32 protein-coding genes are annotated in these 24,938 nt (G+C 50.5%); 31 read left to right on the top strand and 1 reads right to left on the bottom strand.

The genetic code is table 11. The features are described from left to right. Nucleotides 1-90 precede the first annotated feature (90 nt). From MHI43_RS10970 to MHI43_RS10980, 3 genes are read left to right on the top strand one after another with little or no spacing between them, the layout of a single operon-like run. Nucleotides 91-690, top strand: coding sequence for a CPBP family intramembrane glutamic endopeptidase (locus tag MHI43_RS10970; RefSeq protein WP_036665713.1), 600 nt, complete (start codon nt 91-93; stop codon nt 688-690). Between the two features lie 4 nt (nt 691-694). Next, nucleotides 695-1,087, top strand: a complete 393-nt coding sequence (locus MHI43_RS10975; protein WP_341283257.1) for a hypothetical protein — start codon at nt 695-697, stop codon at nt 1,085-1,087. Further along, complete coding sequence (locus MHI43_RS10980; RefSeq protein ID WP_036665711.1) at nt 1,084-1,902, top strand: metallophosphoesterase; 819 nt, start codon at nt 1,084-1,086, stop codon at nt 1,900-1,902. The genes MHI43_RS10975 and MHI43_RS10980 overlap by 4 nt, the downstream gene beginning before the upstream one ends. A gap of 52 nt (nt 1,903-1,954) precedes the next feature. Here MHI43_RS10980 and MHI43_RS10985 read toward each other — a convergent pair whose 3' ends face one another. Further along, the gene (locus tag MHI43_RS10985) at nt 1,955-2,881 is read right to left on the bottom strand and encodes a polysaccharide deacetylase family protein (protein ID WP_036665710.1); all 927 of its coding nucleotides are present in this window, start codon (nt 2,879-2,881) and stop codon (nt 1,955-1,957) included. Between the two features lie 93 nt (nt 2,882-2,974). On the opposite strand from MHI43_RS10985, the gene MHI43_RS10990 reads away from it, so the two are divergent. The 28 genes from MHI43_RS10990 (at nt 2,975) to MHI43_RS11125 (ending at nt 24,932) form a co-directional block, all read left to right on the top strand. Beyond that, nucleotides 2,975-3,346, top strand: a complete 372-nt coding sequence (locus MHI43_RS10990) for a hypothetical protein (RefSeq protein WP_015734509.1) — start codon at nt 2,975-2,977, stop codon at nt 3,344-3,346. Between the two features lie 201 nt (nt 3,347-3,547). Beyond that, a complete protein-coding gene (locus MHI43_RS10995; RefSeq protein WP_015734510.1) occupies nt 3,548-4,159 on the top strand; it encodes a genetic competence negative regulator in 612 nt (203 codons plus the stop codon). A gap of 57 nt (nt 4,160-4,216) precedes the next feature. Then, a complete protein-coding gene (gene prsW / locus MHI43_RS11000; RefSeq protein WP_009595146.1) occupies nt 4,217-4,912 on the top strand; it encodes a glutamic-type intramembrane protease PrsW in 696 nt (231 codons plus the stop codon). Nucleotides 4,913-4,984: 72 nt separating this feature from the next. After that, complete coding sequence (locus tag MHI43_RS11005; RefSeq protein ID WP_009595221.1) at nt 4,985-5,131, top strand: hypothetical protein; 147 nt, start codon at nt 4,985-4,987, stop codon at nt 5,129-5,131. An 89-nt stretch (nt 5,132-5,220) separates the two neighbouring features. Continuing rightward, entirely contained in the window at nt 5,221-6,570 is a 1,350-nt protein-coding gene (gene ypeB, locus MHI43_RS11010; protein ID WP_015734512.1) for a germination protein YpeB, read from the top strand. 211 nt (nt 6,571-6,781) lie between these two features. Continuing rightward, a complete protein-coding gene (locus tag MHI43_RS11015; RefSeq protein ID WP_015734514.1) occupies nt 6,782-7,444 on the top strand; it encodes a flagellar brake domain-containing protein in 663 nt (220 codons plus the stop codon). A gap of 65 nt (nt 7,445-7,509) precedes the next feature. Beyond that, a complete protein-coding gene (locus tag MHI43_RS11020; protein WP_036665709.1) occupies nt 7,510-7,797 on the top strand; it encodes a DUF5359 family protein in 288 nt (95 codons plus the stop codon). Nucleotides 7,798-7,979: 182 nt separating this feature from the next. Further along, complete coding sequence (gene cmk, locus MHI43_RS11025) at nt 7,980-8,654, top strand: (d)CMP kinase (protein WP_176502384.1); 675 nt, start codon at nt 7,980-7,982, stop codon at nt 8,652-8,654. A gap of 21 nt (nt 8,655-8,675) precedes the next feature. Then, nucleotides 8,676-9,266 carry a lysophospholipid acyltransferase family protein gene (locus MHI43_RS11030; protein ID WP_015734517.1) on the top strand — a complete coding sequence of 197 codons (591 nt, stop codon included), beginning with the start codon at nt 8,676-8,678 and terminating at the stop codon, nt 9,264-9,266. 120 nt (nt 9,267-9,386) lie between these two features. Continuing rightward, on the top strand, nt 9,387-10,604 hold the full coding sequence (gene rpsA / locus MHI43_RS11035) for a 30S ribosomal protein S1 (RefSeq protein WP_036665706.1): 1,218 nt from the start codon (nt 9,387-9,389) through the stop codon (nt 10,602-10,604). 211 nt (nt 10,605-10,815) lie between these two features. Further along, nucleotides 10,816-12,138, top strand: coding sequence for a ribosome biogenesis GTPase Der (gene der, locus MHI43_RS11040; RefSeq protein WP_009595099.1), 1,323 nt, complete (start codon nt 10,816-10,818; stop codon nt 12,136-12,138). A gap of 11 nt (nt 12,139-12,149) precedes the next feature. Further along, nucleotides 12,150-12,776, top strand: coding sequence for a glycerol-3-phosphate 1-O-acyltransferase PlsY (gene plsY, locus MHI43_RS11045; protein ID WP_015734519.1), 627 nt, complete (start codon nt 12,150-12,152; stop codon nt 12,774-12,776). After that, on the top strand, nt 12,769-13,809 hold the full coding sequence (locus MHI43_RS11050) for an NAD(P)H-dependent glycerol-3-phosphate dehydrogenase (protein ID WP_015734520.1): 1,041 nt from the start codon (nt 12,769-12,771) through the stop codon (nt 13,807-13,809). Before plsY ends, MHI43_RS11050 begins: the two co-directional genes overlap by 8 nt. 63 nt (nt 13,810-13,872) lie before the next feature. Continuing rightward, nucleotides 13,873-14,148 (top strand): stage VI sporulation protein F, encoded by a 276-nt coding sequence (locus tag MHI43_RS11055; protein ID WP_009595189.1) that lies wholly within the window; start codon nt 13,873-13,875, stop codon nt 14,146-14,148. A 144-nt stretch (nt 14,149-14,292) separates the two neighbouring features. Next, nucleotides 14,293-14,472, top strand: coding sequence for a DUF2768 family protein (locus tag MHI43_RS11060; protein WP_006209457.1), 180 nt, complete (start codon nt 14,293-14,295; stop codon nt 14,470-14,472). Between the two features lie 43 nt (nt 14,473-14,515). Further along, on the top strand, nt 14,516-15,106 hold the full coding sequence (locus MHI43_RS11065) for a hypothetical protein (RefSeq protein ID WP_015734521.1): 591 nt from the start codon (nt 14,516-14,518) through the stop codon (nt 15,104-15,106). A gap of 60 nt (nt 15,107-15,166) precedes the next feature. Next, entirely contained in the window at nt 15,167-15,526 is a 360-nt protein-coding gene (locus tag MHI43_RS11070) for a 2Fe-2S iron-sulfur cluster-binding protein (RefSeq protein ID WP_009595225.1), read from the top strand. 24 nt (nt 15,527-15,550) lie between these two features. Continuing rightward, on the top strand, nt 15,551-16,303 hold the full coding sequence (locus MHI43_RS11075; protein ID WP_085982511.1) for a hypothetical protein: 753 nt from the start codon (nt 15,551-15,553) through the stop codon (nt 16,301-16,303). A 605-nt stretch (nt 16,304-16,908) separates the two neighbouring features. Beyond that, nucleotides 16,909-18,387: a stage IV sporulation protein A gene (spoIVA, locus tag MHI43_RS11080; protein WP_009595160.1), complete on the top strand. Its 1,479-nt coding sequence runs from the start codon at nt 16,909-16,911 to the stop codon at nt 18,385-18,387. 259 nt (nt 18,388-18,646) lie between these two features. Next, on the top strand, nt 18,647-18,919 hold the full coding sequence (locus MHI43_RS11085) for an HU family DNA-binding protein (RefSeq protein WP_006209463.1): 273 nt from the start codon (nt 18,647-18,649) through the stop codon (nt 18,917-18,919). Nucleotides 18,920-19,004: 85 nt separating this feature from the next. Continuing rightward, nucleotides 19,005-19,229, top strand: coding sequence for a trp RNA-binding attenuation protein MtrB (mtrB, locus tag MHI43_RS11090; RefSeq protein WP_009595134.1), 225 nt, complete (start codon nt 19,005-19,007; stop codon nt 19,227-19,229). Nucleotides 19,230-19,406: 177 nt separating this feature from the next. Further along, nucleotides 19,407-19,985: a DoxX family membrane protein gene (locus MHI43_RS11095; protein ID WP_015734524.1), complete on the top strand. Its 579-nt coding sequence runs from the start codon at nt 19,407-19,409 to the stop codon at nt 19,983-19,985. A gap of 121 nt (nt 19,986-20,106) precedes the next feature. Next, nucleotides 20,107-21,069, top strand: a complete 963-nt coding sequence (locus MHI43_RS11100) for a prenyltransferase (RefSeq protein ID WP_015734525.1) — start codon at nt 20,107-20,109, stop codon at nt 21,067-21,069. A gap of 112 nt (nt 21,070-21,181) precedes the next feature. After that, nucleotides 21,182-21,733: a hypothetical protein gene (locus MHI43_RS11105; RefSeq protein WP_036665645.1), complete on the top strand. Its 552-nt coding sequence runs from the start codon at nt 21,182-21,184 to the stop codon at nt 21,731-21,733. A gap of 103 nt (nt 21,734-21,836) precedes the next feature. Beyond that, nucleotides 21,837-22,697, top strand: a complete 861-nt coding sequence (locus tag MHI43_RS11110) for a heptaprenyl diphosphate synthase component 1 (RefSeq protein WP_015734527.1) — start codon at nt 21,837-21,839, stop codon at nt 22,695-22,697. Between the two features lie 9 nt (nt 22,698-22,706). Then, nucleotides 22,707-23,465 (top strand): demethylmenaquinone methyltransferase, encoded by a 759-nt coding sequence (locus tag MHI43_RS11115; RefSeq protein ID WP_009595260.1) that lies wholly within the window; start codon nt 22,707-22,709, stop codon nt 23,463-23,465. Then, nucleotides 23,458-24,330: a UbiA-like polyprenyltransferase gene (locus MHI43_RS11120; protein WP_009595147.1), complete on the top strand. Its 873-nt coding sequence runs from the start codon at nt 23,458-23,460 to the stop codon at nt 24,328-24,330. Before MHI43_RS11115 ends, MHI43_RS11120 begins: the two co-directional genes overlap by 8 nt. Beyond that, a complete protein-coding gene (locus MHI43_RS11125; RefSeq protein WP_015734528.1) occupies nt 24,330-24,932 on the top strand; it encodes a flavin prenyltransferase UbiX in 603 nt (200 codons plus the stop codon). Before MHI43_RS11120 ends, MHI43_RS11125 begins: the two co-directional genes overlap by 1 nt. Nucleotides 24,933-24,938: the final 6 nt, after the last annotated feature.

Here is a 24,938-nt window from a genome sequence, read left to right on the forward strand (position 1 = left end):
ATGCCCGCCTATGATTAAATTATACTTATATTACTGTGGTTGTACACGAAGATATCTTAAAAATCAAGATGAAAGACAGGCCCATCTTCTATGAAAAAATTTAAAATACGCGTTAAAAGAATCGAAGCCCACCAGCTGAACGATCGGCTGCTGCTCATCAATCTGTATCTTACGCAAGCGTTGACGCTTATCGTCGGTTTGATCTGGATTTTGTTTCAGAACCGGAATCCGTTCGGATTATTTGTTTTTCCGAAGGAAATCGGGTTTGTTTATTGGGGTCTCGGACTTGCTGCAGCGATGTTGGCGGTCGATTTTGTATTGTCCCGGTTTGTGTCGGAGGATAGCATGGACGACGGCGGGATCAATGAAATGCTGTTCAGGAAAAGGCCGGTTTGGCATATATTCGTTATCGCCCTGATCGTGTCCATCTGCGAGGAATTATTGTTTCGCGGAGCGATACAGCATGCGTTCGGACCGTATTGGACAAGCATCTTGTTCGCGCTGATCCATGTCCGATATTTAAAGCATTGGCTGCCGACTGGATGGGTTTTCTTGAGCAGTTACGGTCTGGGCTACGTCTATATACAAACGGGTACCATTTGGGCGCCAATTCTGTGCCATTTTCTGATAGATTTCATATCGGGAATGTTGATACGGTTTCGGAGGAAAGAGGAACATGAACGAGCTTAGCAGAATGCAACGGCATCAGGGCCGAAATAAAGGCCGGAAGAACAAGTCATCAGCTCAATCCGAAAAAAGAGCGGCGGAAAAGCCGCTGCAGGCAGGAGGGAATCGGAGTCGATCTAAATCCCAAGCGCCCGCAAGCACTGCGGTACCGAAGCCGCGGGGCGGCAGCGCGGCGGATGGATTAAGCCGGTCCAGATCGACAAGGTCAAACCAGAATCCGATAGAGGAAGAGGTTTCGGCGCCTAAACGAACGAATACATATTCCTCCTATCGCGTAAGAATGAGCAAGTGGTTTGTGAACTCATTAATTGTCATCTTCATATTGTTAATGGTAGGTCTTCTGTGGTGGGGACTTATCGGAGCGCCTCCATTAAGGGAATTGGTAAAGGAGATATTATGAGTGTGTTGATGTGGATAGCGGGTGCTGCGGCACTCGGTGCAGGCGCAATCGGCTGGATGAGGGCTGAAGCCCGGGGCTATCGCCAGCGTGAAGAGGAAGTGGTATCCGAGCGTATTCCGCGGTCGTTTGACGGGTTTCGGATGCTGTTCATCACCGACATACATCGCAGACAATTGTCTGAAGAGAAGCTATTATCCAATATCTCATCGGTGGATTGCGTGCTCCTGGGCGGAGATATTACCGAAAAAGGGGTGCCCTTTGAGCGGTTGAGGCATAACATGTCGGTTCTGGCCCGAATCGCTCCCGTGTATGCCGTACTGGGAAATCACGACCTGTATGCAGGCAAGGACGCCGTTCGCAAGGTATTGCGGGAGAGCGGGGTCATTCTGCTGAATGACAAGACCGTCACGTTGAAGCGGGATGGCGAGTGCCTTGTCCTTAGCGGAGTTAGGCAGCCGGCAAGCAGGAAACATCCATATACGAAATTCCGGGGAAATGCAGCGGAAGACCAGTATCACATCATTCTGGTGCACGATCCGATATGGCTCAAAGGCAAGGAAGAAACGCATGGGGATCTCCTGCTGGCAGGCCATACCCATGGAGGACAGATTGTGCTGCCGATTGCCGGAGCGGTTCGTCTGGAGCGCTTTTACAAGAAGTTTAAATCCGGATGGTATACGCTGCCGAGGAAGGCAAGCGAGTCTGTCCACTCCTCCAGGCTGCTGATCAGCCGGGGGTTCGGCACTTCCCATATTCCGCTGCGCTTGAAATGTCCGGCGGAATTTCATGTGATTACATTACGCAAAAAACCTTAATTCGATCGTCGGATGTTTGACGGCAGAATTAAGGTTTTTTCGGTTTTTCGGGTTATCTTATTTTAGGCTCGATCCATTGCGGATCCACGAATCCATACCCTTTGGCCTCGAGCTTGGTCAGCAAAGTGTCTAGGGCCTCGGCGGTCCACGGAAGCTCATGCATCAGAATATTGCTGCCGGGATGAAGCTGCTCGAGCACGTTGCTCACAACGGCATCGGGTTTGTTTTTGTTTTTGCTTTCCCAATCCAGGGAACCGTTGGACCAAGTCATAAACAGCAGGTCATGCTCCAGTGCGACTTCCTTGACGGTATCTCCGCCGGAGCCGAACGGAGGCCGGAAAAACTTCGGTTCCGCTCCCGTCGCTTCCTTGACGATCTTCTGGACGTCCCCGATCTGTTTCTCGACCTTCTGTTTGCTTTCCTTTTTCAGGTCGATATGATCCCAGGAATGATTGCCGATGATTTGACCGCGGTCATGGATCAGCTTCAGCAGTTCGGGATGCTCCTTCGCGCGGTATCCATTCACGAAGAAAATGGCTTTGGCTTCATGCTTGTCGAGCGTATCGATCATGCGGTTGATCATTTTTTCATCCTTGGGACCGTCGTCAAATGTAAGCAGCACCACCTTTTCGGGTACGGATTCATCGTTTGGTACGATTCGGTACACCTTATTCATGTGGTATTTCGGCTCGGACGGAGCCTCGGCTTCCGGATCCTTGACGGCCTCTTCGGACAGGTCCGGGGAATCCGGGGATTTGCTCGAGCTCGTGCTGGACGGGTCTTCAGACTTGTCCTGTTCGGCCGAAGGATCGGTGTTTTCTTTCGGAGGGGACACCTGCCCGGTGGATTCGTTTTGCTGCGTCGTCTGGGTATTACCGCCTTCCATAGCCGCGCCTTGCTTCTGAGCGGCGCCGTTGCTGCCGCATGCACTGAGCATCAGGCAGCAGGCCAACAGAAGGACTGTTCGTGTTCTAACCATGATTCCATCTCACTTTCCTGTATTTATGTAGCATGAGTTCCTGGCGGTGCGAGAACAATAAACTCGAGTTTATCATAGAAGGAGGTATCATTTGTGAAGACTTCGTCATTTCTATATGGTGTCATTATCGGTGCCGTGGCATCCCGGATGATTTCCCGGAAAAACGGCATGTTCTTCTCCTCGATGATGAAAGACGCGAATCTTGGCCGGTTTGCGAATACCGCGATGAGTAAAATTCAAGGCAACAAGAGCCAGTTTAGCGGCTCGAGCCGAGAAAGCGTGTCTCCCAGTTCAGGCCGACATGATTCCACTCATTCCAATGGAACTGCAGGGGTACAGGCATCGACTCATTCGAAGGCTGCCAACCTGAAGCAGGTCAAGGATTTCATCCGAAACAACCCTGATGTGAAGACCGAAGTCGAACAGATTTTGAAAGAGACCCACACCGTCATACCGGGTTTGTAAACGGCATCAACCTTTTTGAATCATTCTCGGGGAACGGCCTCACGAATCCCTGTGAATGATTCTTTTTTCTTCAGCTACATATTTACGTGCATTTGTGGGTATTAAATGATAAAATCAATTATATAAAACCATTTTTATCACGTCATAATCCAGACATCATAATTTGTTATAAACTTTTGTTTACGTAAGGAGGATCCTGTCATGAAAATAGAGCGTTTGAGTCAAGATAAGATACGGATTTTCCTCACGTTTGACGATCTGAGTGAGCGTGGGATCCAGAAGGAAGAGATGTGGCAGGAAATACCGAAAGTTTATGACCTGTTTACGGAGATGATGGATCAGGCATACAGTGAACTCGGATTTGATGCCACCGGACCTCTTGCCGTTGAGGTGTTTGCACTGCCTGCCCAGGGCATGGTGGTTATTGTGACGAGAGGGAAATACGATCATCATTTCGGCGGCTTGTCCGAAGAAGATATGCCGGACGAGATTTATGAAATGGAAGTAACGCTGGATCAAAGTGATACCATCGTCTATGTTTTTCAGGATTTTGAAGTGCTCATTGAAGCATCGCATATGTTGAAGGACCTTGTAGGCGGAGCGGGCAAGCTCTATCACTATATGGATAAATGGTTTTTGTACTTCGAGCCCGAGGAATTGGATAGCGAGAAGCTGCCGGCTATAATTGCAATGCTGGCCGAGTTCGGCGAATCCTCTTCGGTGACGGAGGCTGTGCTGGAGGAATACGGGAAGAAAGTGATGCCTCAGCAGGCGGTTGAGGTTATCTGTACACACTTCCAGCGTCAGCATTAATCAATGTGGGCGTGCGTGCCGGACTTCAGGCCCGCAACTAACGGAAGGGGAATTTCAGTGCTGGTGTTCTCGATCATTGCGTCAGCTTTGGCGCCGGGACTCGCATTGCTCACGTATTTTTACCTGAAGGACAGGTATGATCAAGAACCCCTGCACATGGTGATCAAAGTGTTCATGCTAGGGGTTCTGATCGTTTTCCCGGTCATGATTTTGCAGCGGGGAATGATACTATGGCTTGGCGACAATCCGGTAGTCAACTCACTGTTCGTTTCGGCGGGCGTTGAGGAATTTTTAAAATGGTTCGTGATGTATCATATTATTTTTAACCATACGGAATTTGACGAGCCTTATGACGGCATACTATATGCAGTGGCGATATCGCTGGGATTTGCTACGGTAGAGAATTTACTTTACGCTTGGTACAGCCAGGCAGCCTTCGGCCCGATGTTCATGCGGGCGCTGCTGCCCGTTTCGGGACACGCAATGTTTGGCGTTATCATGGGATACTACATGGGACATGCGAGGTTCACGGAAGGGAAACGAAGAAGATTCTTCCTAGTGCTGTCCATGGTTCTGCCTTGGATGTGGCATGGTCTTTATGACCTGATTCTGAATTTGCTGACCCACACATGGGTATGGTTTATCGTTCCGCTAATGGTTCTGCTGTGGTATGGCGGCATGGGCAAAATCTCCAGAGCGAACAACCGCTCTCCTTTCCGCTTCATTAAACGGGAGGAAGAGGTTAATACGTAACAAATCAGGGCACACTTCATTCTATAGACCTTGGCTGACAGCCAGGGAATCATAGAAAGGGAGGTGCCTTTTTTGCGTGTAAAAGTGAAAATTCTTTGCAAGGATTGCGGTGAGCGATTCGTATTGCGCGGAAAGAAGGAGCAGGGCCGGATCGAAACCGGATTTAAGCAGTGCCTGTGCAACAACCGGGATCACTTCGATATTGAGGAAGATTTCTAATTGATGAAGGAATGATCCAGGGATGCATAAGACTTCTTTCTTCTAGTCAAACTAACGGCAGTGAGTAGAAGAAAGGAGACTATCGCATCATGTACAAACGATTAAGCGCTATTCTGTTTCCTGTAGCCACCATATTATTGATCGGGGCTCTGGTTTGGGGATATCAAGAAAATAAAGAAAAGAACGCCATATTGATTAACGCCGAGAACCAGTACCAACGGGCTTTCCATGATTTGTCGTACAATATGGACAGGATTCATGCCGAGCTCGGCAATACGCTTGCGGTCAGCTCGACTTCCCAAGGGATGCACCGGAAGGGGCTGATGAATGTATGGCGCCTGACCAGCGAGGCCCAGAACGAAATCAGCCAACTGCCGCTAACGCTGCTTCCTTTCAACAAAACCGAAGAGTTCCTGTCCCGGATATCGAATTTTGCCTACAAGACGGGCGTGCGCGATTTAACGAAGGAGCCGCTTAGCGAAAATGAAGTCAAAACGTTGAAATCGTTATACGCCAACTCCGGCGAAATCACGAAGGATTTGCAGCATGTGCAGAACAAGGTCATCGCTAACAGTCTGCGCTGGATGGACGTAGAAACGGCCTTGGCTACGAATAAAGTCGAAGATAACTCAATTATTGACGGATTCAAAACGGTGGATAAAAAAGTAGAGGCTTACCCTGAGCTTGATTGGGGACCGTCGGTAAGCAGCATTTACGACAGACGTTCCGTGAAGCAGCTGGCAGGCATGCCGGTCTCGGAGGAGGATGTGAAGCGCAAAGCGTTGAAATTCTCCGACACGGGCAATCAAGCCAACGTACAAGTGACGAAGAACGGTAGCGGCACCGAGTGGGTATCCTACACGGCCAAAGTCAAACACCCGAAGGGCCATATGCTCAGCATGGATTTCACCGAAAAAGGCGGCCAGCTGATCTCCTACACGGATGAACGGAATGTCGGAGCGAAGAGAGCATCCGTTCAGGATGCCATCGACAAAGCCCAGCAATTTCTGACGAAAAAAGGCTATTCCGACATGACGGTCGTATCGGCCGACCAATACGATAACCTGGCCAACTTCTCTTTTGTGCGCGAAGAGGACGGCGTGCTGATTTATCCTGAGAAAATCACCGTGCGCTCGGCGATGGATAACGGTGAGGTCATCGGATTTCAGGCGAGCGACTTTGTTTACGAGCACCAGGTGAAGCGCGATATCCCGCAGCCGAAGCTCAGCCTCGCCGAAGCGGAGAAGGTTCTGAACCCTGAATTCAAGGTGCTCTACCACCGCAAGGCCTTAATCAAAAACGACCGTTCCGAAGATGTGCTGTGTTATGAGTTCGGCGGACGCATCAACGGCTCGCAGTACCGGATTTACATTAATGCGGATACGGGCCTGGAAGAAACGGTCGAGGTCGTTAAGGATGCGCAGGCAGGAATTAAATAGCCGTTTCTTGATGTCATATAAGCCGGTTCAGGGATTTCCTGAATCGGCTTTTTTGCTTGCGGAGAACTGCTGCAAAGCAGCCAGTATAGTGTCTAAGGAATACATCTGTATCCCGGGGAAAGACATGAATCGACCGGATTCGAAGATTTTATCCCATGGTCCCGCTCATCCCGTGATATAATGGAAAATAATGATTATGATGAATTAGTGGGTGAGCGCATTGTATCCAAAGATCAACGACGTCCTCTATATCCAGTTGGATACGGGGGATGAGAAGGAAGCCAGCATTGTATACAAATCCCGCATTTCCGACATGGATGACGAATCGATGTATATGGAGGTTCCGCTTCAGGAAGGAACGGGGAGGCTGAAGAAGCTGTATATTGGGGACGAGCTTTCCGCTTATTTTTTGACGGAGGGCGGAGTCAAGAACTTCTTCAATTCCTATGTCCTGAGTCACCATGAAGACGTTATACGCCTGGTTCGCATCAAAAAGCCGGAGCCGGATCAGATCACGAAGGTGCAGAGAAGGAGCTTTCTGAGGGTACAAGCCGAGCTCGAGTTAGCGGTGATGGCCAAAGACGGCACGCGGTTGTTGACCAAAACCGATGATGTCGGCGGAGGAGGGGTATCCTTTTACCTGGAACCCGACAAATCGTTTGCGGAAGGGAGCTTGTTAAGCTGCTGGATCCTTATTCCGTTCAAGAACGGATCGGTGGAGCATGTCCCTTTTGAAGGCGAAGTTGTCAGGGTCAAGCAGCTGCCAGGCAATCGAAGCATCGTCATGCTGAAGTTTAATCAGATCGTAGATATGGAGCGTCAGAAGCTGATTCGTTATTGCTTTGAGCGCCAGTTTGATTTTCGCAACCGTTGATGCATAAAATGGACAAGCCGGTGGCACACTAGCGGAAAATTTTGTGTCGGAAGGAACGTGTGCTTATGTCCCAGGCATCTAACGATCAAAATCAGCTGCGGCGAAAAACTAGGCAGGATCCCATGCCGGGCGATAAAGGACAAGCTCTTCATGACCGATACGGTCAAGTGCTGCTTAAGCTGCTGATAGGGCTCGCATTCGCTTTGGTGATCGTCCAGCTGCTATTGCATTATGAACCAAGCCGGCCCTACCTTTCGCCGATTCAGCAGATGGAGGGCGTTCCCGTTAATGAGCCAAATGTAAACGATTGGATGGGAGAAAACACCCCTTCTCTTTTGCATCGCTCTAGCTAGTGTGGTATAATTTTCACGTCGCAGGCGGGCGCCTGCTTTTTTCTTGAAATATGAGATCGTGCCTTGTTTATCTCGGACTTTCTTGTATATTTTCACTAGAGGAACGGTGATCCCGTCCCTGATCGGATGGTAAGCCCTTTCGATTTCGAGGTATATGTTTGAGGAGGAATGCCCCGTTGGTTATGCAGGGGACAGGTTATCGCGACAGAATTAATATTGCCATCGACGGTCCGGCAGGCGCGGGCAAAAGCACGGTAGCGCGTATGGTAGCCAGCAGGCTGCAGTACATCTACGTGGATACCGGCGCCATGTACAGGGCAGTCACCTGGTTCATGCTGAACCAAGGGATTTCTCCGGAAAATCCCGAAAAAGTGCTTCAACATGCACAAAACATGGTGATTGAATTAAAACCGCATGAAAATGGTCAAATGGTTTGGCTGAACGGGGAAGACGTCACGCCATATATTCGTTCACATCAGGTTAGTGCAGTGGTATCCCAATATGCACGAATCGAAGGTTTGCGAATAAAGCTTGTCCGTTTACAGCAGCAAATGGCACTGGATAAGGGCGTTGTCATGGATGGACGCGACATCGGCACGACGGTTTTGCCGGATGCTGAGGTGAAGATTTTCATGACGGCCAGTGTCAAGGAACGTGCGCTCCGCCGCTTCCATGAGTTAAGTGATGAAGGCATAACGCTGGAACAATTGGAAAGAGATATCGCAGAACGCGACAGGCTGGACCAGGAACGTGAAGTGTCCCCGCTCCGATGCGCAGAGGATGCCATCATACTGGATACGACGCATATGGATATCAATCAGGTTGTCGAAGCGATTCTTTCATATTGCGAAACTTAATGGGGATGGGGAGAAATAGGCATGATTTACGTTTTTTGCAGAGCGGTGGTCCGCGGTTTGTTCGCTTTTCTCTACAGATTCGAATCTGTCGGCGTACATAACATACCTTCGGAAGGCGGCGTGCTAATCTGCAGCAATCACATTAGCGTACGAGATCCGATTTCTGTCGGCATTCACGTCAAGCGCCAGGTGAAGTTCATGGCCAAAGCCGAGCTGTTCAACATTCCGGTGTTCGGATGGCTGGTTCGTCAGCTTGGGGCCTTTCCGGTTAAGCGCGGCGGCGTAAGTAAAGATTCCATCAAAACAGCTCTTACGATCTTGCGTTCGGGCGAGATTATGGGAATCTTCCCTGAAGGCACGCGCAATTCGGATGCAACAGCGGCGAAACGTGGCGCGGCAAGCTTCGCTCTCCGCAGTGGGGCAACGGTCGTACCGGCTGCCATCATTGGAGACTACAAGCCGTTCCGAAAGGTAAAAATCATCTACGGCGCACCCGTGGATCTGTCCCGGTTCGAAGGTGACAAGTCACCGGAGGCACTGGATGGGGCAACCGAATTGATCATGGCCAAGATTCACGAAATGCGGGCCAGCGGCAAACCAACCGAGAACTGATTTATTCGCTCCATGCATAAAAAGCATGGGAAGGTTGGAAAGATACTACAGCAATTATGTTTTGAACTTCGCGAATGCGAGTTTAAATAAATGGGGTTTGAATTGAGGAGGTTATTTGACATGTCGGAAGAAACAAGAAATCAAGAGGCTGCTGAAAACCAAGAGCAGCTGGACCAAATCGTATCCTTGAAAAAAGGGGACACCGTGAAAGGGACGATCGTCAAACTGGAGGACAACCAAGCTTACGTAAGCATTGGATATAAATATGACGGCGTAATTCCTGTTCGCGAACTGTCTTCTGTACAGCTTGATAATGCATCGGATGCGGTTCAGGTTGGCCAAGAGGTAGAGTGCAAGGTCGTTAGCATCAACGACGACAAGGAAAGCCTGGTTCTTTCCAAGCGCGCGATCGACACCGAGAATTCTTGGGATGAGCTTGAGAAGCATTTTGCGGATCAGGACGTATTCGAAGTAACGGTGGCCGACGTGGTTAAAGGCGGACTCGTAGCCGATGTCGGCGCACGCGGCTTTATTCCTGCTTCCATGGTCGAGCGTCATTTCGTTGAAGACTTCAGCGATTACAAAGGCCGCACGCTTCGCGTAAAAGTGAAAGAGCTGGACCGCGAGAACAACAAAGTGATTCTTTCCCAGAAGGACGTTCTGGAAGAAGAGTTCGAAGCGAACAAACAAAAAGTGATGTCCGAGCTTCAAGACGGACAAGTGCTGGAAGGCACGGTGCAACGCCTCACGCAATTCGGCGCATTCGTTGACGTTGGCGGCGTGGACGGTTTGGTTCACGTATCCGAGATCGCTTGGAGCCATGTTGACAAGCCATCCGATGTATTGTCCGAAGGCGATCAAGTGCGCGTGAAAGTGCTGAAAGTGGATCCTGAAAAAGGCAAAATCAGCCTCAGCATCAAAGCGGCTGCTCCGGGTCCTTGGGAAACAGCTGGCGATCAATTCAACACGGGCGACATCGTAACGGGCGTCGTAAAACGTCTGGTTACCTTCGGAGCTTTCGTTGAATTGGCACCGGGCGTAGAAGGTTTGGTTCATATCTCCCAAATCTCCCACAAGCATATCGGTACTCCGCAAGAAGTACTGAAGGAAGGCCAAGAAGTTCAGGTTAAAGTACTTGACATCAACACTTCCGAGCAGCGTATCAGCCTGAGCATCAAAGAAACCGAAGAAGCGCCAGCTCAAGCTCCGCGAGCTGAAAAACCGTCCAAAGGTCCTAAAATCGACCTGAAAGACAACCCGAACGTTTCTTTGAACAACCAAGGCATGAGCGTTACGCTTGGCGAGCGTTTCGGCGATAAGCTGAGCAAATTCAAGTAAGCCCGGGAACAGTTTTGTTCGGTCTATTGACCTATCATAACGAAGTCGGCGAACCCAGAAATCTGGGTTCGCCATTTGTTTTTTTAGGGGACGAACGTTTACGGATGTTGTAACATGGGGTAGAGCATAATAGAAATGCAGATGAAAGGTTAGCCAATTGTAACGTTTTTTGCTATGATGATAATCGTAAGAATTGACAGGAGGAGTGACTATGGCAAGACCCGTAGTGGCTATCGTCGGAAGGCCTAACGTCGGTAAATCCACCATATTTAACCGATTGATCGGCGACAGATTAGCCATCGTTGAAGATAAACCGGGGATTACCCGTGACCGGATTTACGGCAGTGCCGAATGGAACGGTAAAGCGTTCAGTGTCATCGATACAGGCGGTATCGAAATCGACGGCGATGACATGATTTTGAAATCCATACGCATGCAAGCCGAGCTTGCGATTGAAGAAGCGGATGTCATCGTATTTATGTGCGATGCGAAGACGGGGGTTACCCAATCGGACGAGGAAGTTGCACAGATTCTGTTCCGTTCCGGTAAACCTGTCATACTCAGCGTAAACAAAGTGGATAATTTGAAGCGCGCTGATGATATCTATGAGTTCTATTCCCTCGGATTTGGCGATCCTGTCGGGATATCAGGCAGCCACGGCACAGGGATCGGCGATCTCTTGGACGTTGTCGTCGAGAACCTGCCGGAACTGGAAGACGACGAATATGACGAGGATGTTATTCGTGTCGCCTTGATCGGCAGACCGAATGTGGGCAAATCTTCTCTCGTCAATGCCATTCTGGGAGAAGAGCGCGTCATTGTCAGTGACGTTGCGGGCACGACCCGCGATGCGATCGATACGCCATTCGAGAAAGACGGGCAGCGGTACGTCCTCATCGATACGGCGGGCATGCGCAAACGCGGAAAAGTGTATGAAACCACCGAGAAATACAGCGTCATGCGGGCCATGCGGGCCATCGAGCGGGCGGATGTCGTTCTCGTGCTCATCAACGGGGAAGAAGGCATTATCGAGCAGGACAAGCATATCGCCGGTTATGCCTATGAGGCCGGTAAAGCGTCTTTATTTGTCGTCAACAAATGGGATATGGTCGAGAAAGACGACAAGACGATGCAGCAGTTCGAGAAAAAGATCCGGGACCATTTCCTGTTCATGACCTATGCGCCGGTTGTATTCTTGTCGGCCAAGACGAAGCAGCGCCTGCAGAAGCTGCTCCCTGTCGTTAAACATGTGGCCGATCAGCATTCCCTTCGCGTGCAGACGCATTTGCTTAACGATGTCATATCCGATGCAATTGCGATTAACCCGCCTCCAACGGATAAGGGAAGAAGATTGCGCATTAACTATTCAACACAGGTGGCGGTCAAGCCGCCGACCATGGTCGTATTCGTCAACGATCCGGAATTGATGCACTTCTCATATGAGCGTTACCTTGAGAACAAGATTCGGGCCGCTTTTGACTTTGAAGGTACACCCATCAGGATATTTACTCGAAGAAAGTCTGATGAGAGTTAGGGGAGAATAGCTTGATTCTGGAGATCGTAGCGATTGTAGTTTGTTATTTACTTGGTTCGGTAAGCTTTAGCGTACTGCTTGCCAAAATCCTGAAAGGGATCGACATTCGTCAGCATGGCAGCGGGAACGCCGGGGCAACCAATACCCTTCGCGTCCTGGGAAAAGGACCTGCCATTCTGGTATTGGCTTTGGATGTAATTAAGGGCATCGCTGCGGTTTGGATCGGACGATGGCTCGGGGGAGACAATGCGTGGCTGCCGGGATTATGCGGCATTGCCGCCATCATCGGTCATAATTGGCCTCTTTACTTCCGCTTTCGAGGCGGCAAAGGAATTGCAACCGCCATTGGGGTGCTTGCTACGCTCTGCTTCATTCCAGCGCTTATAGCAGGCGTTATCGCCATTCTATCCATTGTTTTTACCCGTTATGTATCTTTGGGTTCCCTTATTTTTGTAGTGCTTACCCCTGTTTTCCTCTTGATCGCGGATTATTCCTGGCCGATCTTTTGGACAAGCTTGATCATATGCGTATTCGCCTTCTGGCGTCATCGCTCGAACATCGTGAAGCTTGTACAGGGACGTGAAAACAAGCTTGGTTCCGGAAAAGGAAAGGACAAAGGAGGGAAGCGCGTTGTCTGACAAAGTCGCTGTTCTGGTGGCAGGCAGTTGGGGAACCGCTTTGGCAAGTGTTCTCGCTTCGAATGATCTGGATGTTGTCGTCTGGACGAGAACGGAGGAACAGACCCGTGAAATTAACGAACTGCATACCAACAACCGTTATTTGCCCGGTGTGGAGTTATCTTCGAACATTCGCGCCACGACCGATATGGAAGAGGCGGTCTCTTCGGCTGCTGCTGTGGTTATCGTTGCACCGTCGTCCGCGATGCGGGAGGTTTCGGGCCAGCTGAAGCAGTATTGGAGCGAAGATATGCTGGTGATTCACGCAACCAAAGGATTCGAGATTGAATCCCTGAAGCGGATGTCGACCGTTATATCCGAAGAGCTGGGCTGCGAGGAAGGTCGCGTAGTCGTACTATCAGGACCCAGCCATGCGGAGGAAGTGGTGAGACGCTGCCCTACAACGGTCGTTGTGGCATCTTTGGACGCCAAGGCCGCCGCCGCCGCCCAGGATCTGTTTATGAACACGTATTTCAGAGTGTACACGAACCGGGATATGATCGGCGTGGAATTGGCCGGAGCGCTGAAGAATATTATCGCTTTGGGCGCCGGCATGTCCGACGGATTGGGCTTCGGCGACAACGCCAAGGCGGCGCTTATTACGAGGGGATTGGCAGAAATTTTGCGAATCGGCATGGAGATGGGCGCGAATCCGCTGACGTTTGCCGGGCTTGCCGGGATCGGCGACCTCGTGGTTACCGCTACGAGCCAGCACAGCCGGAACTGGCGTGCAGGATCGATGCTTGGGCAGGGCAAGAAGCTTGATGAGGTTCTCGCATCCATGGGGATGGTGGTGGAAGGAATACGCACGACCAAAGCCGCGCATGCCATTTCCGAGAAATACGGGGTGCAGATGCCGATTGCCGACCAGCTGTACCATGTGTTGTTTAAAGACCGGAATCCCCGCGTGGCCGTGGAAGCCTTAATGGGCCGGGACCCCAAGACCGAGATGGAAATGATGCCGCTCGAGACTTGGGAGCAATGGCACACCTAGCTTATTCACCATTCCGAGGATTGACTCATATATTGATGTGAGGATGTCGGAGGAGGGGTGGAAATGAGCAAAAGCTTTCACAAGGATGTACTGAATGCGATTAACAAGAAAAGCGGTAAGAAAATTTCTTCAGGGGCTGTCAATAAGCTGGCTAGCACGGTTAAGCCGTCTACTATGCAAAATGAAGCCCAGCTCCGCCAGCTGATCAAGCAGGTATCTGCTATGGCGAACATACCTGTCAGCGAGGACACGATTCAGGAAATTGTCGGAGCGGTGAAGAAGAGCGGCATGAATCCGAGCAATATGGAAGCCTTGATGAAAATGATGATGAACAAATAAGATATGCTGATCATGAACAAAAGACGCATCCTTTGCGGGAATGCGGCTTTTGTTCTTTTTTTCGCCATACTCAGGGTGAGGCACTATCATTTTCGTGATATAATAGGTTGAATAATTTGAAGAGAGATTGGAGAGTTTCGTGACATGGATCCGATGCAAAAGATGTGGCTGTCCCTTGTCGCATTATTGATTATGGCGCTGTCCGTCATCGTGGTTACGCTTGCGCGAAGCAAGACCAAAGGTTTTCTGCGCGGCACGCTATCATTTGTGGCCTTTATGATGATGATTTTCGGTTTTATTATCGGACTGGCTTCCATCATTTAATATGGGAAGCCGCTTCCGGGATGATACGGTAAAGGGGTGCAGCATGACGCTGAATGATCTGCCGGAATTGGAGAAGGCGTTAGCTACCGCCATTCACAAACTGAATCAGGCGCCTGTCGCTTGGCTGCTGGGTGGAAGCTGCTGCTTGCTCCTTCAGGGCGTAGAATTAGGCAAGCCGCCGAGGGATATCGATATTTACGCCGATGCAGGGGGGATTCAGCCGCTGCATGAGACGCTGGCCCTTCTGGCAGTAGACGCTCCCCGGCTGGATCAGGAAGGGATATATTCTTCCATTCTGAGCCACTATGAATTAGAGAAAGTCCCGATTGAACTTGTAGGCGGATTTGAAGTGAATTCGGAGGGTTCCTCCTATCGCGTTGAAATCGATCAATTGCTCTATCCTGCAGCGCCAGCGCGTCACATACGGGACGTCACGGTACGGCTGATGCCGTTATCCCATGAACTGGTGTTTAATGTGCTTCGAGACAGACCGGATCGTTACGATGCCATTGCGGAGACGATGTTGAGGGATATGAACCAACATTTGCCGCTGCTTCAGCGGTTGTTAAGCCGAAATCGGTTGAGCGAGGAACATCGGATGGTATTGAAGCGATTAATCGGACTACAGCCATAGCATGGTAATCGAACCGGCAGCATGGAAGAGCGGGTACATAAGAAAAGGAGCGGTTTACCGTTGGAGTACGAGGTATTATTTCTGCCGGATCAGAAGAAGGTCAAGGTTCGTCCGAACACGAATGTGCTGGATGCCTCGCGTCGTGCCGGTGTACGCATTCCGACCCGTTGCGGAGGCAAAGCAGGCTGTCTGATGTGCAAGATCCTGGTACCGGATGAGGAACGCGGACATTGCTCTGCTCCTGAGACCAAGGAAATCAGGAAGCTGGGAACGTCGATGATGGAACAAGGCTACCGGTTATCCTGCCAGACGAGGATTACGAGCCATTTGAAGGTGATAATCCCCGAGGATCCCCTTAAAGCCGCGATACGCAAGCAGCTGGAGGCAGCGAGGAACCGGGAGTCCGATGACTTTATTTAAAGCGAAGGATGATGTTAGTTGAGTATGATCACTTGGATGACCCAAGCGGCTGACCGTACGAAGCGGATGTCTGCCGTCTTAGTCCTGGTGCTGTTTCCAATGTTGCTGACAGGTTGTCTATATCCTGACGAGAAGCTGCAGGAGAACAAGGTTTCCTATAGGGAAAGTGTCAAACGGATTCAGTCGGCCGTGGACGATTTTTATCAAGAGCAAGGAATTCTGCCGATCATTACGGCAGGCGCGGAAATTCCGAAGTATGAGAAATACCGGGTCGATTTGGATCAGCTGAAGGGCCGAGGATATATCGACCAAATTCCGGATACGGCTTTCGAGAAAGGCGGCAGCGGTTATTTTCTCATTATTAATGAGGAAACCGAACCGACCGTGAAGGTCATGGACTTAACAACGGCTCAGAAGGTGAATGACGTTCAGCGAGCCGTGAATCTGTACAAAATGGCGAATGACAACGCCCTTCCGGCAGGGGAAGCCCTCTACCCGGGTTATACGGCGGTGGATTTGTCGAAAACCGAGGCCAAATCCCTTAAGTTAATGAGTGTATACTCGGGCCAGGAAATGCCTTTTATGATGGATGAAGAGGGCACGGTGTACGCCGATTATGCCTTTGATATTATGCAGGCTATCCAGAAAAATGGCTCCGAGCCCAAAGAAGGAGAGGATTTACGGGTGTTTCTGGAGAAAGAATCCTATTATGTACCCGTTAAATCCGTACCCTATGCATGGAAGGACGGGCAGCCTGTGGCTCAGCCCCTATCCTAAACCCGTACCCGCCGATATCGGCGGGTATTTTTTTGGTCCCGCCTGGTTGCCGGTTTCTGCCTGAAGAATGAGGTACGGCAGCCATAAGGCGGGTCTACTTTTTTATCCTCGAGTCTCTTCTTGGATCGTTTTTTGGAATAGGGCTGAATCTCTTTGGAATATCTAGTAAAGTCCGCGCATATTCATAATCTGAAAGAGTAGTGCGGGCAAGAGCCGGTTGCCCACATCATGAGGCACTAGAAAGCGTCTGAAAGGCGTGACAGCGCGAAGACAGACCGTGCCCCGAGTGGTGGTTTTTCTTACGGTATTCGATTGCGTGTCTGGCAGTTGCAGGCATATTCGATATCTTAAAAAAAACTGGACGGACTTTAAGGGGCAACCGTCATATTTTTGAACCCGGTACATATGATGTTACTAGTCCAAATGCATGTACGAGTTACGCCGCTTTGCCGTTTCCATCCAAACTCATGGAATACCGGCGGCGGGATGCTGGCGACATTGTAAAGGCTGCTCATCTGTTGCAATGGCTTTGGCTATGAGTGGAACACGAAGCGGATGCTCTTAAAGCATTTTTCCTTCGGAGTAATTTGAGGAGGGGATCTCTTTTGGAAAAAGTGGACATTTTTAAGGACATTGCCGAACGGACCGGAGGGGACATTTACTTAGGTGTTGTCGGTGCCGTCCGTACGGGAAAATCAACGTTCATCAAGCGGTTTATGGAGACGGTTGTTCTCCCGAACATTACGAACGAGGCGGATCGAGTAAGAGCTGTCGATGAGCTGCCTCAAAGTGCTGCAGGGAAAACGATCATGACGACCGAGCCGAAATTCGTGCCGAACAACGCGGTACAAATCAAGGTTACGGATGGCCTTGAGGTCAACGTAAGATTGGTCGATTGTGTTGGTTATGCCGTTGAAGGCGCCAAGGGTTACGAGGACGAGAATGGCCCGAGAATGATCTCGACGCCATGGTTCGAAGAGCCGATTCCGTTCCAGGAAGCGGCTGAAATCGGAACCCGCAAAGTCATTCAGGAGCACTCCACGCTTGGCGTCGTTGTCACGACGGACGGAAGCATTGCGGAGATCCCGCGAAGCTCTTATGTTGAGGCCGAGGAGCGCGTCATCGAGGAACTGAAGGAAGTCGGCAAGCCGTTTGTTGTTGTCATTAACTCGACGCGTCCCCGCAGCGAAGAAGCCCTTCAGCTGCGCAATGAGCTGGCAGAGAAATACGATATTCCGGTCATGACGCTGAGTGCGGCTACCATGACCGATGATGACGTGACCGGTGTGCTTCGTGAGGTATTGTATGAGTTCCCGGTGCATGAAGTGAATGTCAATCTGCCTAGCTGGGTTATGGTGCTTAACGAGAACCACTGGCTCCGCAGCAACTATGAAAACTCGGTGAGAGATACCGTGAAAGATATCCGCCGTCTGCGTGACGTGGATCGTGTGGTTAGCCAGTTCATGGAATATGATTTCATCAACCACGCCGGACTCAGCGGCATGAATATGGGTCAGGGCGTTGCCGAGATCGACCTCTTCGCGCCTGACGAACTGTATGACCGGATCTTGATGGAGGTCGTGGGTGTCGAGATCCGAGGCAAGGATCATCTGCTGCAGCTGATGCAGGAGTTCTCCCATGCCAAACGGGAATACGACCGCTTCGCCGAAGCGCTTGAGATGGTCAAAACGACGGGGTACGGCATCGCCGCTCCTTCCCTGGCCGAGATGGCGCTTGATGAGCCTGAGCTCATCCGTCAAGGCACCCGCTTCGGAGTAAGATTGAAAGCGACCGCGCCATCCATTCATATGATTCGGGTGGACGTGGAATCCGAGTTCTCGCCGATCATCGGCACGGAGAAGCAGAGCGAGGAGCTTGTGCGCTACCTGATGCAGGACTTCGAGAACGATCCGATCAAAATTTGGGAATCCGACATATTCGGACGCTCGCTGCACTCGATCGTCCGTGAAGGAATCCAAGGAAAAATCGCGATGATGCCAGACAATGCCAGATACAAATTGCAGGAAACCTTGGGTCGCATCATTAACGAAGGCTCCGGCGGTTTGATCGCAATCATTCTTTAAGTGGGCGCCGAAAAGGAGTTGAAAATGCAGTCGCTAACGGGTCAAAAGTCCCGATTAGCGGCTGTTTTTCATGTTTTCTTTGGCCCAGCAAAGCAAAACGCTTGAAATTATGAGATGGCTGTATTACTATAAATTTGTTCCGCGTCATGCATTCTAAACGCGAGATAGGGGTAAAATACCCGATTGCACGTATAATTTGCGGTAAAACGGAAACAGTGAATAGCAAGTGGAGCACATTCCTTGTTAGGGAGGTGAAAGAATGAATAAATCGGATCTGATTACACAAGTAGCTGAATCTACTGAGCTTTCCAAGAAAGATGCAACTAAAGCGGTTGATGCCGTTTTCGATGCAATCTCCGAAGCATTGCAAAGTGGAGACAAGGTACAACTGGTCGGTTTTGGCAACTTCGAGGTTCGCGAGCGTTCCGCACGGAAAGGCCGCAACCCGCAAACAGGTGAAGAAATCGAAATCCCTGCGAGCAAAATTCCTGCATTTAAACCTGGTAAAGCGCTCAAAGACGGAATCAAATAAAGATTTCTACATATTACCTAAGAGCACAGGTCGTGAATTCGTTCACGGCCTTTTCTTTTAGGCTTACGGCGAGGAGGCCTGGAAAATGGAGAACGTTCAGAACGGCGATTATTTTATTGTCAAAGCGCTGGACCATGGCGTGCAGGTAATCGGTCTTACCCGCGGTCAGGATACCCGCTTTCATCATACCGAGAAGCTGGACAAAGGCGAAGTCATCATCGCCCAGTTCACGGATCATACGTCCGCGGTGAAAATACGCGGCAAAGCCGAGATCATGACCAAGCACGGGAAGATCGAATCCGGCATCTGAGGAAAATCATCATATAGAAAAAGCCCCGCCATTTCGGTGGGGCTTTTTTGTGTTTCGAGTTTATTCGCGCGGAATGTGTGTTAACAAATTGTTAAAGGCACTTGCCGCTTTGTCGAACAATGGATATACTAGCGGGAATGGAATGAATAAAAATGCGAAAGGATGATTGCAGAAATCATGGCGAAACAATACAGAGACGGACAGTATATTGTGGTCCCTGAAAATCCGGTATCCATGTTTTTGTTCAACAGTACGCGCTCGGCGTGGATATGGCTGCTGGTTAGGCTGTATCTCGGTTACGCGTGGTTAACGTCGGGCTTGAAAAAACTGACGGCCGAAGCCTGGACGGGAAGCGAAGCCGGAGCGGCCATTAAGGGCTTTGTCGGCGGCGCGCTGGCAAAGGCGGAAGAAGGGAAGGACGTCACCGGATGGTATGCTTCTTTCCTAGAGGGGTTTGTGCTTCCCAATGCCAAGCTGTTTGCCTATATGGTGGCCTTCGGCGAGGTACTGGTAGGACTCGGGCTGATTTTGGGCCTGCTGACCGGTATTGCCGCGTTTTTCGGCGGATTAATGAATGCCAGCTTTTTATTCGCGGGCACGGTAAGCTCCAATCCGTTGTTGTTTATATTGGCGACATGGCTGGTGCTGGCCTGGAAAGTCGCGGGCTGGTACGGCTTGGACCGCTGGGCCCTGCCGCTGCTGGGTACGCCTTGGAGCCGCAGGCGCAAGGATAAGGATATTCCGGAACAAGTTTGATCCTGCCCAAAAGTAACATTCGTCACTTTCATCACGCGTTTGTCAAGTACAATTCGAACAGACCGCGGCCATGAAATCCTTTAATCTGAAATCAGATCAATATGGATAAAGGATGATGGTCATGGGAATCCGTGCTTTTTTTAAACTGGTGGAAATACAGACGAAGGTTGCCAGCATGATCCCGTTCCTGTTCGGAACCTTGTATGCGCTGTTTCGTTTTCAACAGTTCAATGGGTATCATTTTGCCCTGATGCTCGCATCATTGCTGTCGTTTGATATGGCAACAACGGCGATCAATAATTATTACGATTACAAAAAAGCGATTAAAAAGAACGGCTTCGGTTACGAGCAGCATAATGCCATCGTACGTTATAACCTGAAAGAGCCGGCGGTTGTGTCCGTCATCGCTCTGCTGCTGCTGACGGCCGTCGGATCCGGCATAGCGCTGTTCCTGTCCACGGGCTGGTTAATTCTGCTGCTTGGCGGAATGTCCTTCGCCGTAGGGATATTATATTCGTTCGGACCGATTCCGATTTCGCGGATGCCGCTAGGCGAGCTGTTCTCCGGATTGTTCATGGGGTTTGTCATCATCTTCATCTCGGCTTGGATCCATGCAGAAGGCAGTCATCTGGCGGTTATGGATATTCAAGGGAGCGTCCTCTCCCTTCAGGTGAACCTGCCCGAGGTGCTGCTGCTGCTGGTCGTATCATTGCCGGCCATTCTCGGGATTGCCAACATCATGTTGGCCAATAACATCTGCGACATGGATGAGGATTTGGAGAACAGACGGTATACGCTCCCGGTATACATCGGCTTCAAGCATTCGCTGAGACTGTTCCGGGTTCTGTACTGCCTTGCTTATCTGGACTTGGCAGCTCTTCTTCTGATGAAGGTGCACCCTGTGCTGGTTCTGCTGGTGTTCGTCACCATTGTCCCGGTATATAAAAAAGGTGCCGCATTTACCGCACATCCATCCAAAGAGAAAACCTTCGTGATCGCGGTGCAAAATTTCGTGGTCATGAATTTGGCCAGGATCGCGGCGCTGGCTGTGGCCGTGACAATGACCTCGCTTTCGCTTTTCTAACCGAATCCCGTTCGTTTTACCAGAAGCAGGCATAGCCTGCTTTTTTTCTTTATACAATGAGGTATGGACTTCAGAGGAGCGGAAGAAACTAGGAACAGAGGAGGTTTCGGTCATGAAGCATTGGCAATCCGTACAAGCGGTACTCTTGCCTGCGGCGATTGCATTCATCCTGCTTGGCCTGTTGATGGGGCTCCAATCGCAAACTCGTTATAAGGTCGGCGCTGTACCTGCGGCGGTGCCTTATCACAGCCGCGAATTAAGCGATGCCGGCTTAGTGGATTCTCTGATGAGTCTACCTCTGAATTTGCAGATAAGCCGGGCGGACTATGAAGAAGGCGCTTTGACGCTGGATATCAAATTGAGCGATGCCACGGAGACGGCCTCCGAGGTTTATGAGGACATCGCCAGCATTATGTCCTATTCGTTCGATGGCACGGATAATGTGAGGCAGCTGTATCTCAGGGTGGTTGCCATCGATCGCTGGGGAGGAAAACGGTATATGCTGCTGGCCTCGAATATGAACAGGGAGGCATGGGATTCACGCTATGCGGAAGTCCTAACCCAGCTGGAGAACGAGGATGTGCCGCCTTCCGTCGCTGCTGCGCTGAACCTGACCTTTACGAATCTTTGGCCAAAGCAGTTCAGCGGCCCTGGAAAGGGGTAAAATAGTAGATGACAGGGCATGTACGTGCCCTGAACATGTGTTATAATAGATTGGATTGTGGGCTCAATTGGACAAAAGAACATCAAGTGCACGGAGGCTGAGAATGAAACCGTATCGCGTACCAGAACTGGCAGAGAAATATATAAACTATGATATGATTCAGAACCACACGGAACTTCCGGGTTTTCCGGATGCCCGTGTTCATTTGTTATACATATTTTTAATGGATTCGGGACGGAATATTGCCGGACACGAAGAATTATACGCGCTGGTTACCTCACTGGTTCAGGTGGGACTCGATACGCATGAAAGCATCGACGTTACGGAAGGCAATCAAGGAGAGGCAATGATGCGCTCCCGGCAGCTGAAAGTGCTCGCAGGGGATTACTTCAGCAGCCGTTTTTATCAGCTCCTGGCCCTGAAGGGCGAAATTGCCGTCATCTCGCTTCTGAGCAAAGCGGTTAGCGAAGTGAACGTGATGAAGATGAGATTATACGGCAAAATGAAAAAAAACCTGCTGCCTTCTGAAGAATATCTACAGCTAACGGTACAGCTGAATATGCAGCTGTTTCTTTCTTTTACTCCGCTGCTTGAGGTGTCCGTGCAAGAAACATGGGAGAAGCTGCTCAAGGAAATTACGGAATGTGAAACGCTTGTGCAGGAGATGGAACGCTGTGCGACGCCTGACATCGGCAGATGCGGCTACGCGTACTGGCATCTGATCGAGTCGGGAAGCGACGAGGAACGGAAAATGCTGGTGGGCAGAAAAACGGATATGAAGGATTGGCGGAAGCTGATTCTGAAGCATAAGGCTTCGGAGAAGCTGCTGGACAAGCTCCGGGAATCCGTCAGCGCCGTACAGCAGCTGCTGGGAGGCCGCGTGGGCGAGAGCCCGTACGCCGGTGTACTGGACCCGTTTCTGAAACGGCTCAGCACATATCGGTCCGTCGTAAGTGAAGGGTAGGGGGATGCAGTGGATAATCAAACAACCAAGTTAGACGCAATCAAGCATGACGGCAAAAATCCGAAAGAGCAGTACGTCCATTCCGTCTTCGAAAGCATATCGGGCAAATACGACCTGATGAACGACATTCTCAGCTTTCGAAGACATAAAGCTTGGCGCAAGTATACGATGAAAAAGATGAACATGCGCCATGGCGATACGGCCATCGACCTATGCTGCGGAACTTGCGACTGGACGATTAGCATGGCCCAGGCAAGTGAATCCGGACACATAGTCGGACTCGACTTCAGTGAGGGGATGCTGAACGTCGGCCGGGAGAAGGTTGCCAAGCATGGACTCGAACCACAGATCGAGCTGGTTCAGGGAAACGCCATGAGCCTGCCGTTCGAAGATAACCAATTCGATTACGCGACGATCGGTTTCGGTCTTCGCAATGTGCCGGATTACATGCAGGTTCTGCGTGAGATGAAACGCGTGGTTAAGCCCGGCGGAATGGTGGTATGTCTCGAACTGTCCAAGCCGACTTGGCAGCCGTTCAAAGGCATTTATTATTTTTATTTCCAACAAGTGCTGCCTCGGATGGGGAAACTGGTAGCCAAGCGTTATGAGCAGTATAAATGGCTGCCCGAATCGCTGGCTTTGTTTCCGGGACGAGAGGAGTTAGCCGAAGCTTTCCGTCAGACCGGACTTCAACAGGTTCAGGCCTTTCCCTTGACTGGTGGCATAGCAGCCTTACATATTGGGATCAAGGAGAATCTGGATGTTTAAGAAAATAGGAACTTATCTTGAAATGATTAAAGTGGAGCATACGCTGTTTGCTCTGCCTTTCGCTTTTATGGGGGCGATTCTAGGATCGGCCGTCGTGTTTGACCGATTACCGTCTTGGGGAGATATCGGCTGGATCTTTCTTGCCATGTTCGGTGCGCGAAGCGCAGCTTTCGGACTCAACCGGCTAACCGACCAACATATCGATGCCAAGAACCCCCGTACGGCTAATCGCGCCATTCCGGCAGGCCTGCTGAAGCCGCTGGAGGTCATCATATTTATTATTCTGTCTTTCGCCGTGTTTTTCTGGGCTACTTACATGCTGGACCCGTTTGCTTTCCGTTTGCTGCCTATCGCTATTTTCATGCTTATCATTTATTCCTTTACCAAACGGTTCACATGGCTTTGCCATCTGGTGCTCGGTCTTACAACGGCGCTTGCCCCGCTGGGCGGATGGGTTGCGGTAACCGGTCAAATCGACTGGAAGGCGATGGTGTTTTATATCGCGCTTGCGTTTTGGACGGGCGGATTTGATATCGTTTATGCATGCCAAGACGAGAAGTTTGATGCAAAAGAAAGGCTGTACTCGATTCCTTCCCGGTTCGGCCTGCACAAAGCGCTCTGGTTCGCTCGCGGGTTCCACGTCGTTACGGCTGTCGGTTTTATCGTTCTTTTCTTTGTAACGCCGGTGGGCTGGTGGTATTTGGCGGGCATGGTGATCGCTTGCGGAATTTTGTTCTATCAGCACTACATCTTGTCGCCAAATGATATGAGCCGCCTGCAAACCGCGTTCTTTACCATGAACAGTACGCTGAGCATCATTCTGTTCGTATTCACTCTCATTGATTTGGTGGTGCGTTATATCTGATGAAATCCATGCGCAGAAAGAGCTGGGTTGTCGGCATTACGGGGGCCAGCGGCAGCATATACGGGGTTCGTCTAACGGAGACCCTGCTCTCGCTGGGCTACGATGTGCAATTGATTATCTCTAATGCGGGCTGGCGCGTGCTGAAGGAGGAAATGGGCTTTCAGGCGGGCAACCGCGAGGAAGTGCTGGCCGAGAAATTCGGCGGTTTCGAGGGGAACGTGATATACCATCCGATCTCCGACATCGGAGCTACGATTGCCAGCGGCTCTTACCTGGTTGAAGGCATGATTATCATGCCATGCTCGATGGGCACGTTATCCTCAGTGGCGCACGGATCTTCCGATAACCTGATGGGCCGCGCCGCCGACGTCATGATGAAGGAGGGCCGTCCTCTGGTGCTTGTCCCGAGAGAAACGCCGCTGCATGCCATTCACCTGGAGAACATGCTGACGCTGGCCAAGCTTGGGGTCAAAATCATTCCGGCGATGCCAGCCTTCTATCATGGACCGAAAACGATTGATGATATCGTCCATTTTTTGGTCGGCAAGGTATTGGACAGCTTACGCATCGAACATGAATTGTACACCAGATGGGGTGACTAGCAACAA

The organism is Paenibacillus sp. FSL H8-0457 (genome assembly GCF_038051935.1).
GTDB lineage: Bacteria > Bacillota > Bacilli > Paenibacillales > Paenibacillaceae > Paenibacillus_AQ > Paenibacillus_AQ lautus_A.